Here is a 12,696-nt window from a genome sequence, read left to right as displayed (position 1 = left end):
CACGCGGGCGCATGTTCGATTTGTTCCTTCCGGCGGTGCCGCGGGCGCCGAGCCGGAACTGCCGGCTCGTGACGCGCGGGGCGCGGCGCGCCCGCGCCCCTCTTGCCCTCAGTGGGCGGCAGTCTTGGAGAACAGGTTCACCACCAGCACCCCGGCGATGATGAGGCCGAGGCCGATCACGCCGGCAAGGTCCAGCGCCTGTCGGTAGTAGATCCAGGCGAAGCCGGCCACCAGCACGATGCCCACCCCGGACCAGATGGCGTAGGCGATGCCGACCGGGATGTCGCGCAGCGTCAGCGATAGGAAATAGAAGGCGGTGCCGTAGCCGAGCGCGACGATCACCGACGGCCCGAGGCGGGTGAAGCCTTCGGCCGACTTGAGCGCCGAGGTCGCCACCACCTCGGCGACGATGGCGATGAACAGATACGCGTAGCTCATGGCGCTCTCCCCCCGCTTGGCGCGCGCCTCACCTGAGGCGGGGAGCGGCGCGAAGTCAATCACGGCGGCTGCGTCCATCTCCCGCGCCGGGACGGGATGCGCCGCTGGCGCGATGCGCTATCCTCCTGCCTCCCTGGCGCCTCTCTGGCGCCGCCCTGGCGCTTCCTGCCAAGCCCACACCGGAGAGCAAGCCCCGATGGCCGATGCCGCCGCGCGCCCCGCCGCCTTCGTCCCTGCCGACCCCGATTTCGAGGCCCGCGTGCGCGACAGCTTTGCGCGACAGCCCTTCATGGACATCATGGGTGCCCGCCTCGGCACGATCCAGCCGGGCCGGGTTGAGGTGGTGCTGCCCTTCGACCCGAAGGTGACGCAGCAGCACGGCTTCTTCCATGGCGGCGCCATGGGCGCCATCGCCGACGTGGCCGGGGGCTATGCCGCCTTCTCCCTGTTCCCCGCCGACGCGACCGTGCTGACGGTGGAGTACAAGATCAACATCATGGCGCCCGGCAAGGGCGAGCGCCTGGTGGCGGAAGGCGAGGTGCTGCGCTCGGGGCGCACCCTCACGGTGGTGCGGGTGGATGTCCACGCCGAGGCGGACGGCCGGCGCATCCATTGCGCCACCGGCACCCAGACGCTGATCCGGCTCGACGGCAAGAGCGACGGCAAGAGCGACAGCAAGGCCTGAACGCGCCCGCCATGCGCTTTCCCCTGCCCCTCGTGCCGGCGCGGCTGCTGCGTCGCTACAAGCGCTTCCTCGCCGACGTGGTGCTCGCCGACGGCACCGAAGTCACGGTCCACGTGGCCAATTCCGGCGCATGCTGGGGCTGATGGAGCCGGGCGCGCGCGTCCTGCTCTCGCCGGCAGCGGGGCCGGGGCGCAAGCTGCCGTTCGGCTGGGAGCTGGTGGAGGCGGATTTCGGCGCCGGCCCGGAATGGGTCGGCGTCAACACGATGCATCCCAATCGCCTGGTGGCGGAGGCCATCGCCGCAGGCCTCGTGCCGGAACTGGCCGGCTACCAGCGCCTGCGCCGCGAGGTGAAATACGGCCGCAACAGCCGCATCGACATCCTGCTGGAGGACGACGCGCGCCCGCCCTGCCTCGTGGAGGTGAAGAACGTCCATCTCATGCGCCGGCCCGGCTTTGCGGAATTCCCGGACTGCGTCACGGCGCGCGGCGCCAAGCACCTGGTGGAGCTGGGGGAGATGGCCAAGGCCGGCAGCCGGGCGGTGATGGTTTATCTGAGCCAGATCGGCTCGGCGCGGCAGATCGGTTTCGCCCGCGACCTCGATCCCGGCTACGGCGCCGCCTTCGACGCGGCGCGCGCGCTCGGGGTGGAGGCCATCGGCCTCGTCTGCCGGCTCGATGCGGCAGGGATCGAGGTGGATCGGCAGGTGCCGGTGGTCGGCTGAGACGGAAGCCGGCGGCGACGAAAAAAGGCCGCCGCTTCGAACTCGGAAGCGGCGGCCCAGAAGCACCCGAGGGCGCCTTGCACCTGTCATGTGCCGAGCCCCGGACCGGGGGCTCGGCCGATCGTCAGCCGCGGCTCACTTGACCGGGCCGTAGGCCTTCCACAGCGGCTCGAAAGAGGCGTCCACCACGTCCTTGTAGGCCGGGGCCGGCTCCTTGATGAGGCCGTTCGGCACCAGCAGGTCCATGGTCTTGCCGATCATCGCCTCGTTCATGTAGGGCACGTAGGTCTTGGCCTGGGTCTCCACCGAGATGCGCATGGCCTTGGGCTGGCTGTCGCCGTATTCCTTCAGCGCGATCTGCGTCACCTGTTCGACATTCTTCGGGTCGGCGATGAACTTCTGCGCCTTGACGATGGCGCGCACCACCTTCTCGGCGATCGGGCGGTTCTTGGCGAGATAGTCGCGCGTGGTCTGCAGCACCACATAGCCCATGTCCTGGAACAGCTTCGGACCCTGGCCCACGGTGGTGTTGAGCACATAGACCCATTCGCCCAGGCCTTCGACCGCGATCGGACCCCACGGCTCGGTCACCATGGCGGCATCGATCTCGCCGGCCTTGCCGGCGGCGAGCTGGCGGTCGGCGCCGCGGATCGGCACCAGGGTCGCGTCCTTCTCCGGGTCGATGCCGGCGGTCTTCAGGATGTAGCGTGTGGACACGTCGGTGAAGCCGCCGCGCGACAGGGTGCCGATCTTGAGCCCCTTGAGGTCCTCGACCTTGGGGGCGCGGCCGAGCTTGTCGGCGATGTCCTTGCGCAGGATGATCGCGCCAGCATAGTTCGACTGGATGTTCATGATCGTGACGATCGGCTGGTTCGCCTTGGCCGTCTTCACGTTGTTCTCCAGCGCCCCGTTGAGGAACTGGAGCGAGCCGCCCATGAGCGCGGCGGTGGCCGGCGGGCCGCCGGCGAAATACTCAAGCGTGACGTCGAGACCTTCTTCCTTGAAGAAGCCCTTGTCGCGCGCCACCACCAGCGGCAGGCCGAAGATCGACTTCACCGACACGCCGATATTGAGCTTGGTATCCTGGGCGGCGGCCGGCGCGGCGACCGCCAGGCCGAGCGCGGCGACAGCGATGGCGGCGAAGCGGCGCCGTGTGTGTTCCCCATTCATGGCGTTCTCCCTCAACAGGTTGGTCTTGCTTTGCGTCCGGCTCTGCGGCGCCGGGACCGTGCCCCGGCCGGCCCCGGAGGGAACCGGCCGGGGCGGGGCTCAGCTCAGGGCTTCGTCGCGCCACCGCAGGAGGCGGTTCGAGGTGGCGACGAAGGCGCGGTCGAGGCTGAAGGCGAGGACCATCAGCACGATGAGCGGCATGATCATGCCGGTGGTGTCGAAGGCGCCGGCGGCGCTGTCGATCATGTAGCCGATGCCGGCGCGGGCGGAGATGAACTCGCCGACGATGGCGCCGATGATGGCAAAGGAGATCGAGACCCGCAGCGCCGAGAAGATCCACGGCACGCAATTGGGCAGCAGCACCTTGTAGAACACCTGGTAGCGCTTGGCGTGGATCACCCGCATCATGTTGATCAGCTGCGGGTCGGCCGCCTTGATGCCCTCGTAGGTGTTGAGCATGATCGGCACCACCACCAGCGAGAAGGCGAGCAGGAACTTCGAGGCGAAGCCGATGCCCACGAACATCACGATCAGCGGCGCCAGCGCCACGCGCGGCAGGCTGTTCATGGCGATCACGAACGGCTCCAGCGCCGCCCCGAGCACCCGGCTGACGCCGAGCACCAGGCCGAGCATGACGCCCACCACCGCGCCGGCGGCAAGGCCCGCGAGCGCCTCCTGCATGGTGATGTAGGTGTGGTAGGTGATCTCGTTCTCCTTCAGGGATTCCCAGAAGGCGGCGGCGATCAGCGACGGGCTGGAGGTCCAGAACACCGGGATCAGGCCGAAGCGGGCCGAGAGCTCCCAGCCGCCGACGATGACGACCAGCAGCACCACCTTGAGAATGGCGACCTGACGCGCGCTGTCCTGATCCATCACGTCCTCCCCTGCATGGCCTTGAGCGCCTCGCCGCGCAGATCCTCCCAGATGGCGTCGTGCAGCTCGGTGAAGCGCGGCATGTGGCGCACCTGGTCGAGGGTGCGCGGACGCGGGATGCCCACCTCGTATTCGGCGAGGATGCGGCCCGGACGCGAGCTCATCACCAGCACGCGGTCGGCGAGCGCGATCGCCTCGGCGAGGTCGTGGGTGATGAAGAGCACGCTCTTCCTGTTCTCCTCCCAGTATTTCAGGAACATCTCCTGGATCAGCAGCTTGGTCTGGGCGTCCAGCGCCCCGAACGGCTCGTCCATGAGGATGAGGCGCGGATCGTCCACCAGCGTGCGCGCGAGCGAGACGCGCTGGCGCATGCCGCCGGAGATTTCGCGCGGGAAATGGTCCTCGAAGCCGTCCAGCCCCATGATGGTGAGCATCTCGCGGGCCCGCTGCTCGCGCTCGGCCTTAGGGACGCCCTTCACCTCCAGGCTGATGACGGTGTTCTGGAGCACGTTGCGCCACGGCAGGAGCGCGTGCTGCTGGAACACATAGCCGAGGGGCGCCTTGTCGCCGCCCGGCGCCGCGCCGAACACCTCGACGGCGCCGCTCTGCACCGGCGTGAGGCCGGCGATGAAATTCAGGAGGGTGCTCTTGCCGCAGCCGGAGGGACCGACGACGGAGACGAACTCCGCCTCCTTCAGGGTCAGATCCACGTGATCGAGGATCTGCAGCTGGCGCTTCTGCCGGTCCATGAGGCGATAGCTCAGACCGGCGATGCGCACCGCATCCTGCCGGTCGGGCCCGCCCGATCCCGCGATCACCTGTAACCCTGAACGTACCGCTCCCATGCGTGCCTTCCCATTCGTCATCTTTATTTATCGCATACCTATACCTAAATCTGAGGGCAGGTCCAGGGTGGGGCCGAATACGGTTCATGCCATTTATGATGGGTCAAGGCTGTATTTCGATATCATATTACCGTTGATGCACAATATCTCATTGGCCTATGAAGAAATTTCAATCCCACCGCGCTGCCATCGGCGTTCACTAGAACCGTAGAGCTGAGTTACGAGTACGCGTAAATACGCGCTGAAATACCAAATCATCCAGGAGCCGCTCATGACCGTCGCCCTCAAGCCCTCAGCCGACCTCGCCAGCATCCAGAACCACCCCAACCGGCATCTTCTGGACCTGCGCGGCACGCTCGCCTGGCTGGAGCAGCAGGGCGACCTGGTGGTGACCGACAAGGAGGTCAATCCCGACCTTGAGCTGACCGGCCTCCAGAAGCTCATGGACGGCGCCTGCCCGGTGCTCTTCAACAACGTGAAGGACAAGCCGAACCACCGCCTGCTCACCAATCTGTTCGGCGACATCAACGCCGTGAACAAGATGTTCGGCTGGGCCTCCGACAAGGAGCGCACCCAGAAGCTCGCTTATGCGCTCTCCCATCCCCTGCCGCCGGTGGAGATCGCGCAGGCCGACGCCCCCTGCCAGGAGGTGGTGATCGAGAATCCGGACGACGTGAACCCCTTCCTCGTCGCCATCCGCCACACCGAGCTCGAGAGCGAGATGACCATCGGCTCCGGCATCCGCTGCGTCTCCGGCGCGGCGTTCGGCGGCGGCACGGACCTCGGCTACAACCGCATGAATTTTCGTTGGGGCAATGTGGGCACGTTCCAGATCTCGCCCGGCTCCCACATGTGGCAGGTGGTCAGCGAGGCGTACCGCAAGAATGAGCGCGTGCCGCTCACCTTCTGCTTCGGCGTGCCCGCCGCCTGCACCCTGCTCGCCGGCGCCGCCTTCGACTATGTGATCCTGCCCTATGGCTGCGACGAGATCGGCGTCGCCGGCGCGGCGCAGGGCTTCCCGGTGCGCCTGGTGAAGGCCCGCACGGTGGACGCCTATGCGCTCGCCGACGCCGAGATCGTCATCGAGGGCTATATCGACCCGCGCGACAAGCGCTTCGAGACCGCCGAGGCCGAGGCCGACCAGACCCAGGGCCGCCACCATTTCCACCCGGAATGGGCCGGCTACATGGGCAAGGCCTACCGCGCGCCCACCTTCCACGTCACCGGCATCACCACCCGCAAGCCGGAATCGAAGCCGATCGTGTTTGCGCTGGGCGCCCATACGCTGGACGAGCACAACATCGACACCTCGATCCGCGAGGCGGCCATGTTCGAGCTGTGCAACCGCATGCAGCCCGGCATCGTGCAGGACGTGAACATCCCCTACTGCATGACCGACTGGGGCGGCGTCATCATCCAGGTGAAGAAGCGCAACCGCATCGAGGAAGGCTGGCAGCGCAACTTCCTCTCGGCGCTGCTCTCCACGTCCCAGGGCATGCGGGTGGCCATCGCGGTCAGCGAGGACACCAACATCTACTCCATGGACGAGATCATGTGGTGCATCACCACCCGCGTGAACCCGCGCACCGACATCCTCAATCCCACACCCGGCGGGCGCGGCCAGACCTTCATGCCGGCCGAGCGCATGACCGCCGGCGACAAGGAATGGACCGCCACCAACACCTCCTACGAGGGCGGCATGGGCATCGATGCCACCGTGCCCTACGGCTACGAGGAAGACTTCCTGCGGCCGCAATATCCGGTCTCGAAGGTCAAGCTCGAGGACTTCCTCTCGCGCGACCAGATCACCAAGGTCCAGGCCCGCATGAGCGGCTGGACCGAGCTGCTCGCCAAGACCGGCCACTGAGGCGTTCATCGGCGCCGGCCAGCACGGCCGGCGCGCGGCATCGGCGGATCGGCGCGGCTCAGCCGCGTCGGCCGCCTCGGGAGGCGGGCGGAGCGGCGGACTGGGCCGCACCGTCCGCCTTTCCAAACGATTTGCGAATGCATCGACATTTGCGGGCGCGGGAGGCCCCCCATGGACGACATCTTCAGCGGCCACCAGCTGGACATCCCCTTTGCGTCCGTACCGGAACTCCTGGCGCGCTACCGGGATCGCGACCCGGGCCGGGTCGCGCTCGTCGACCTCGACCAGGGCAGCGAGATCACTTTCGGGGCGCTGGCGGACGTCATCGACCGCATCGCCGCCCGGCTGCTGGCGCTCGGCGTCGGCAAGGGCGACAAGGTGCTGCTGCTCTCGGACGAGTGCATCGAGAAGCTGCTGCTGTGGCTCGGCGCGTGGCGGATCGGCGCCGTGGTCTGCCCGCTCAACATCGAGCTGAACAACGCCTATATCGCCGATTTCGCGGCGGTCCTGAAGCCCAAGGCGGTGCTCTACCAGAGCGGCCTCGATTACGGTGCCATCACGGGAGACGGTCCCACGGTCCGCTTCGGCGCCTTTCGGCAGGACGGCCCGGCCGATCCGTCCGACGCCTTCTTCTCGACGCTGCCCGCCACTGTCGCGCCTGCGGATCTGCCGGCGCCGTACGGCCCGCTCGACATGGCCGCGGTGTTCTGCACCTCGGGCACCACGGACCGGCCCAAGGCGGTGGTCTACGACCATGCGGCCTACTGGCTCAGCGGCCTCTCCACCCTCGACATGCTCGGCCTCACCGAGGACGACAAGGCGCTCGAATACCGTTCATTCGGCTGGAACTCGGCGCAGGTGCTCTCGCTGATGCCGTTCCTGCAGAAGGGCACCACGCTCCACATCGCCAAGCGCTTCTCGCACTCGCGCTTCTTCGAGTGGATCCAGAAATACGGCATCACCTTCGCGGCCGGCGTTCCCACCGTGCTGAACATGCTGCTCAACAAGCCGCTCGGCTACACCGCCGAGGACCTGCCGACCCTGCGCCTGATGTCGTGCTCCTCCGCGCCGCTCAGCGCCGAGCAGTGGGTGAAGTTCGAGCAGATGTACGGCATCACCCTGCTGCAGCTCTACGGCATGTCGGAGGCCGGCTGGATCTGCGGCAACCGCCATTACAAGGCCAAGCTCGGCACGGTGGGCCTGCCCGCCAAGCACCAGGAATTCGCCATCGTCGACGGCGAGGGCAACGCGTGCCCGCCCGGCGTCGAGGGCTCGGTGACCATCGGCGGCCCGCAGACCGCCTTGGGTACGCTGCGCGACGACGGCACCATCGAGCCGGTGCGCGGCCTGCGCATCAAGACCGGCGACCTCGCGGTGCGCGACGCGGACGGCTTCATCACCGTCACCGGGCGCACCAAGGACCTGATCATCCGGGGCGGCATGAACATCGCGCCCGCCGAGATCGACGGCGTGATCCTGGCGAGCGACCTGGTCCTCGAGGGTTCGGCGATCGGCGTTCCCGACCCGATCTATGGCGAGGAGGTGGTGTGCGTGGTGGTGCCCAAGGGCCCGGAGGTCACCGGAGAGCAGATCGCCGCCTATCTGCGCGCGCGCCTGCCGGCGCCCAAGGTGCCGAAGAAGATCTATTTCGCCGAGAGCCTGCCCAAGAGCGACCGCGGCAAGGTGCTGCGCGACAAGCTCCGCGAAACCCTGCCGGAGCTGACCGAGGCGGCGGTGCTCAGCCTCAAGGCGTCCTGAGGCGCGCGGTCCTGTCCCTCCCGCATGAGCGGGCCTGCGGTCATGCGAAGCCGCCGCATGACCGCGCCGCGGACATTGCCTAAGATCGGGCCGATCCGCCCCCAGGGGCGCGCTTGGGCTGCCGTGCGGCCGCGTCCGGGCGCGCCGCCCTCTTTTCCTGCCGAGGCCTTTCATGTTCTACGAGCCCGCCAAGAACGATCACGGCCTGCCCCATTCCCCGCTCAAGGCCATCATCGCGCCGCGCCCCATCGGCTGGATCTCCAGCCTCTCCGCCGACGGCGTCGCGAACCTTGCGCCCTATTCCTTCTTCAACATGATCGGCGATGAGCCGGCGCTGGTGATGTTCTCCTCCACCTCGCGCAAGGATTCTGTGGCGAACATCGAGGCCACCGGCGAGTTCGTGTGCTCGCTCGCCATCGCCGGCCTGATCGACGAGGTCAACGTCTCCTCGGCAGCGGTGCCGCCCGAGGTGAGCGAGTTCGACCTCACGGGCCTCGCCAAGGCGCCCTCCCGCCTCGTCAAGCCGCCGCGCGTGGCCGCGGCGCCGGCCGCGCTCGAATGCGTCCATGTGGAGACCATCCAGCTCAAGGGCCGAGACGGGCGCAAGGCGGACCAGTACATGGTGATCGGCGAGGTGGTCGGCGTGTTCATCGACGATACCGCCATCGTCGACGGCCGGTTCGACGCCGCCCGCGTCCACTCGCTCGCACGCTGCGGCTATCTCGATTATTCCGCCATCGAGCACTTGGTGGAGCGCCCGCGCCCGGGCCGCGCCACCCTGCCCGGCATGGTGGAGGCCCTCAGGGCGAAACGCGCGGCGGAGTAGCCGGGACGGGCGGCGGATTTCGCTCCGGCGCGCCCCGGCAGGGCATGAACCGCTCGCTCGGCGCGAAAATGAGGATGTCGGGCTTGAACCGCTCCACCGCATTGAGGTCGAAACGGCAGTTGCGGTGGTGCATCCAGCCGAAGGCCGAGGTGCGCTGGGCAAGATATCCGCTCCAGAAATTCTGGGTGTAGCTGTCGCCGATCAGCATGACGCGCGGTCCGGCGCGGCCGGTCTCGTAGGCATGCGGCGGGAAGGGGTCTTTCGGATCGGCGTCGGGCATGACGCCCTCGATGGGCTTCAGGCCCTGCGGCTTGTCGTAAGGCGGCTTGAGCGGGAACAGGACATCCGGGAAGTCCGGCTTGGTCGAGCCCATGATGCGCAGCAGGTCGCCTCTCATGTTGGGCCGCGCCGGGCCGATGGCCTCGGCGGGATCGACGGTCAGATCGGGCCGGCCGGCGGCTTTCATCACCGCATTGTAGGCGAGCAGCGACCCGCGGTGGTTCCAATGGCTGTCGAGCAGGAACTGGACCGGTCCTGCGGATTTTCCCGCCTGGATCACCGGCCGCACGTCGACGAAGGTGAGGCCGCGCGCCTTCATCTGGTCCCGCAGCAGGTCATATTCCGTCGGCGAGGTCCGGCCGTTGCGCGCATAAGCGGGCAGCAGTTCGTGGTTGATGGTGGCGCCGTTGGGCGGCACGGCCATCACGAACGTGCCGCCAAGGCGGCGCATCTCGGCGTCCAGCATCGCCGCCACGTCCGCCAGCTCGCGGACCATGGCCGGACGGACCAGTTGGCCCACCGACTGTTCCAGCGCCTGCTGGTCCTTGATGAACAGCTGTCCCTTCTCGCCCACGAGGACGCGCCGGCTGCCGGTGGTGCCGAGCCATTTCTCATAGGTGCCGTGCGCCACCAGCACCGCGCCGCGGAAGCCGAACACGTTGTTGATCCAGGGATCGAGGCGTTCGGCCGCCCGTTCCCACCAGCGCGCCTCCGGCTCGATCACGGTGCGGGCCGGCGCTGGCAGGTCCGGCAGCACGAGGCCGATGGTCGGCAGCGTCAGCACGGCGAAGAACACGAAGGCCCAGTAGCGGCGGAAGGCCATCAGAAGCGGCATGGCTCAAGCCTCCTGTCACGGAACGGGGAATTGCCAGCGTCGAGCATGGGTCAGAAGCGGAAATAGAGGAAGGGACTGTAGGCCGCGGCGCCGACCGAGATGGCGCACAGCACGAACAGCAGCGCCACCACGACGGAATCGACCAAGCCGTAGATGCGCAGGCGCAGCCGCTCCGGAAGCTTCCGCCCGCCCGGCCGGGCAATCCGAACATGGAGAGCGGCCAGCCGATGAGCATCACCACGACGGTGCTGATCTGGATGGTGGAGATCACGCTCGCCGAGAGCGAGCCCAGCCCGTTGAGCCCGATGAGGCCCTGGAACATCTCCAGCGCGCGCGGGATGTTGTCGGAGCGGAACCACACATAGGACGTGCACACCACCAGCAGAACGTAAGCGTGGGCGAGGACGCGCGGGGCGGCGGCGAGCCAGGTTCCGAAGCGGGTGCGTTCCAGCACCAGGAAGGTGCCGTGGTGCAGGCCCCAGACCACGAAGGTCCATTGCGCGCCGTGCCACAGGCCGCAGAGAAAGAAGACGGTCCAAAGATTGAGCAGGGTGCGCGCCTCGCTGACGCGATTTCCGCCCAACGGAATATAGAGATAGTCGCGGAACCAGCTGGACAGGCTCATGTGCCAGCGGCGCCACAAATCGGCGATGGAGATCGATCCGTACGGCAGGTTGAAGTTGCGCGGGAACTTCAATCCCATGGCGAGGGCGAGGCCGATGGCCATGTTGGAATAGCCGCCGAAGTCGAAATAGATTTGCAGCGCATAGGCCTGCAGGCCGAGCCAGGCCTCGGCGAGATTGGGCGGGTTGGGCGAATCGAACACCGCGTTCGCCAGCGGCGCCAGTTCGTCGGCGATCAGCACCTTCCAGCTCAGGCCGATGACGAAGATGCGCAGGCCCGCCGAGACCCGCCCGAGCGTGGTCCGCCGGTCGCGGATGCGCCGGTTGATCGTCGAGTAGCGCACGATCGGGCCGGCCACCAGCTGCGGGAACATGGTGATGTAGAGGGCCAGCTCCTCGAACCGCCCGTTGGCGCGGGCGCGGCGCCGATAGACGTCCACCAGGTACGAGATGGCGTGGAATGAAAAGAACGAGATGCCGAGCGGCAGCGGCAGGTGGACCACGGGCAAGGCGAGCCCGGTGGGGGCAAGAACGACATTCAGGTTCTGGGCGAGAAAGCCGGAATACTTGAATATGATCAGGCCGGACAGGTTCAGCGTCACGCCCAGAGCCAGCGCGCGAAGCCGCCAGCGCTCCGAGCGCGGGTCGATCACCAGCGCCATGACATAGTTCATGACGATGTAGACGGCGAGGATGATGACGTTCGCCAGCCCGCCCCAGGCATAGAAGACCAGCGAGAAGGCGAGCAGCACGAAATTCCGCACCCGCGTGCCGCGTGCGAGGAAATAGCACAGCAGAAACAGAGGCAGGAAATAATAGAGGAAGGAGACGGACGAGAAGACCATGTGGGATCGCGGATACGGTTGGCTCTAATAGACGAACTGTTCGCGCAGGATGCGTTCCTCAAGCCCGTGATCGGGATCGAACAGCATGTCTACGGACGAGTTCCGGTCAAGACGCGCCGACACGGCGATGATGTCGCGCACCTCCTGGTGGTCCGCCACCGCGCTCACGCTGCGCTTGTCCGCCTCGAGCACGGCGATATCGATGCGGGCGTGATCGGGCACCAGGGCGCCGCGCCAGCGCCGCGGCCGGAACGGCGAGATCGGGGTGAGCGCCAGAAGCGGCGTGCCGAGCGGCAGGATCGGGCCGTGCGCGGACAGGTTGTAGGCCGTGGATCCGGCCGGCGTGGCGACGATGATGCCGTCGCAGATCAGTTCGTCGAGCCGCACCCGCCCGTCGATGGAGATGCGCAGCTTCGCCGCCTGGAACGTCTGGCGCAGCAGCGAGACCTCGTTGAAGGCCGGCGCGCGGTGCCGCCCCCCGGCCGCGTCCACCGCCTCCATGATGAGCGGATGGATGCGCACCCTTTGGGCGGTGGCGAGCCGCTCCCTCAGCCCATCCTCGCGATAGGTGTTGAGGAGGAAGCCGACGGTGCCGCGGTTCATCCCGTAGATGGGGATGTCCCGGTCGCGGAAGCGGTGCAGGGCTTGCAGCATGAGGCCGTCGCCGCCGAGCGCGACGATCACGTCCGCCGCGTCCTCGGCTGCGGCGCCATACTGCTCCGACAGCCTCAGCCGCGCGGTCTCCGCCTCCGGCGTGGCGCTCGCCACGAAGGCGATGTTCTCGAACGGGGGGATGTCTCGGGCATGAACCATCCGATGGGCGGCGTTTCAACCGCCTGGCGCGGCACCGGATGCGCGGCCCGGCGGACCCCCTTCTAGAGCCAATCGCGGGCTGCAAACAAGCGAGCGGCCGGACAGGCCATGCCCC

Annotated in this window: 10 protein-coding genes and 2 pseudogenes; 5 read left to right on the top strand and 7 right to left on the bottom strand. The window is 67.6% G+C overall.

Going from position 1 to position 12,696, the window contains the following annotated elements:
• Positions 1-108 precede the first annotated feature (108 nt).
• Positions 109-438: a DMT family transporter gene (locus AC2W7M_RS10065; RefSeq protein WP_486132089.1), complete on the bottom strand. Its 330-nt coding sequence runs from the start codon at positions 436-438 to the stop codon at positions 109-111.
• A gap of 196 nt (positions 439-634) precedes the next feature.
• Between AC2W7M_RS10065 and AC2W7M_RS10060 the strand changes: the two genes are divergently transcribed.
• Entirely contained in the window at positions 635-1,123 is a 489-nt protein-coding gene (locus tag AC2W7M_RS10060; protein WP_486132087.1) for a PaaI family thioesterase, read from the top strand.
• A gap of 11 nt (positions 1,124-1,134) precedes the next feature.
• Positions 1,135-1,847 (top strand): annotated as a pseudogene (sfsA, locus tag AC2W7M_RS10055) (DNA/RNA nuclease SfsA).
• A 135-nt stretch (positions 1,848-1,982) separates the two neighbouring features.
• On the opposite strand, the gene AC2W7M_RS10050 reads toward sfsA, so the two are convergent.
• The 3 genes from AC2W7M_RS10050 to AC2W7M_RS10040 form a co-directional block, all read right to left on the bottom strand.
• Positions 1,983-3,017 (bottom strand): ABC transporter substrate-binding protein, encoded by a 1,035-nt coding sequence (locus AC2W7M_RS10050; RefSeq protein ID WP_486132086.1) that lies wholly within the window; start codon positions 3,015-3,017, stop codon positions 1,983-1,985.
• A gap of 99 nt (positions 3,018-3,116) precedes the next feature.
• Complete coding sequence (locus tag AC2W7M_RS10045) at positions 3,117-3,890, bottom strand: ABC transporter permease (protein ID WP_486132084.1); 774 nt, start codon at positions 3,888-3,890, stop codon at positions 3,117-3,119.
• Positions 3,890-4,708: an ABC transporter ATP-binding protein gene (locus AC2W7M_RS10040; protein ID WP_486132082.1), complete on the bottom strand. Its 819-nt coding sequence runs from the start codon at positions 4,706-4,708 to the stop codon at positions 3,890-3,892. Before AC2W7M_RS10040 ends, AC2W7M_RS10045 begins: the two co-directional genes overlap by 1 nt.
• Before the next feature lie 298 nt (positions 4,709-5,006).
• On the opposite strand from AC2W7M_RS10040, the gene AC2W7M_RS10035 reads away from it, so the two are divergent.
• From AC2W7M_RS10035 to AC2W7M_RS10025, 3 genes are all read left to right on the top strand, one after another.
• A complete protein-coding gene (locus tag AC2W7M_RS10035) occupies positions 5,007-6,602 on the top strand; it encodes a UbiD family decarboxylase (RefSeq protein ID WP_486132080.1) in 1,596 nt (531 codons plus the stop codon).
• Between the two features lie 171 nt (positions 6,603-6,773).
• Complete coding sequence (locus tag AC2W7M_RS10030) at positions 6,774-8,360, top strand: class I adenylate-forming enzyme family protein (RefSeq protein WP_486132078.1); 1,587 nt, start codon at positions 6,774-6,776, stop codon at positions 8,358-8,360.
• 172 nt (positions 8,361-8,532) lie between these two features.
• The gene (locus AC2W7M_RS10025; protein ID WP_486132076.1) at positions 8,533-9,186 is read left to right on the top strand and encodes a flavin reductase family protein; all 654 of its coding nucleotides are present in this window, start codon (positions 8,533-8,535) and stop codon (positions 9,184-9,186) included.
• Here AC2W7M_RS10025 and AC2W7M_RS10020 read toward each other — a convergent pair.
• From AC2W7M_RS10020 to AC2W7M_RS10010, 3 genes and pseudogenes are all read right to left on the bottom strand, one after another.
• Positions 9,161-10,300 (bottom strand): alginate O-acetyltransferase AlgX-related protein, encoded by a 1,140-nt coding sequence (locus AC2W7M_RS10020; protein WP_486132074.1) that lies wholly within the window; start codon positions 10,298-10,300, stop codon positions 9,161-9,163. The genes AC2W7M_RS10025 and AC2W7M_RS10020 overlap by 26 nt on opposite strands.
• A 502-nt stretch (positions 10,301-10,802) precedes the next feature.
• Positions 10,803-11,297: pseudogene (locus tag AC2W7M_RS10015) on the bottom strand (MBOAT family O-acyltransferase); the annotation flags it as partial.
• A gap of 495 nt (positions 11,298-11,792) precedes the next feature.
• Positions 11,793-12,581 carry an NAD kinase gene (locus tag AC2W7M_RS10010; protein ID WP_486132071.1) on the bottom strand — a complete coding sequence of 263 codons (789 nt, stop codon included), beginning with the start codon at positions 12,579-12,581 and terminating at the stop codon, positions 11,793-11,795.
• Positions 12,582-12,696 lie beyond the last annotated feature (115 nt).

The sequence above is a fragment of the Xanthobacter sp. BG11Y11_SDJG genome, from assembly GCF_057364445.1.
Note: the sequence above shows the minus strand (reverse complement) of the source record. Positions and strands in the feature narration are given on the sequence as shown.

Bases quoted from the DNA above. Each gene is read 5' to 3' on its own strand.
- AC2W7M_RS10050 (WP_486132086.1), bottom strand. From the start codon at position 3,017: ATGAATGGGGAACACACACGGCGCCGCTTCGCCGCCATCGCTGTCGCC.
- AC2W7M_RS10025 (WP_486132076.1), top strand. From the start codon at position 8,533: ATGTTCTACGAGCCCGCCAAGAACGATCACGGCCTGCCCCATTCCCCG.
- AC2W7M_RS10065 (WP_486132089.1), bottom strand. From the start codon at position 438: ATGAGCTACGCGTATCTGTTCATCGCCATCGTCGCCGAGGTGGTGGCG.
- AC2W7M_RS10035 (WP_486132080.1), top strand. From the start codon at position 5,007: ATGACCGTCGCCCTCAAGCCCTCAGCCGACCTCGCCAGCATCCAGAAC.
- AC2W7M_RS10020 (WP_486132074.1), bottom strand. From the start codon at position 10,300: ATGCCGCTTCTGATGGCCTTCCGCCGCTACTGGGCCTTCGTGTTCTTC.
- AC2W7M_RS10045 (WP_486132084.1), bottom strand. From the start codon at position 3,890: ATGGATCAGGACAGCGCGCGTCAGGTCGCCATTCTCAAGGTGGTGCTG.
- AC2W7M_RS10030 (WP_486132078.1), top strand. From the start codon at position 6,774: ATGGACGACATCTTCAGCGGCCACCAGCTGGACATCCCCTTTGCGTCC.
- AC2W7M_RS10060 (WP_486132087.1), top strand. From the start codon at position 635: ATGGCCGATGCCGCCGCGCGCCCCGCCGCCTTCGTCCCTGCCGACCCC.
- AC2W7M_RS10010 (WP_486132071.1), bottom strand. From the start codon at position 12,581: ATGGTTCATGCCCGAGACATCCCCCCGTTCGAGAACATCGCCTTCGTG.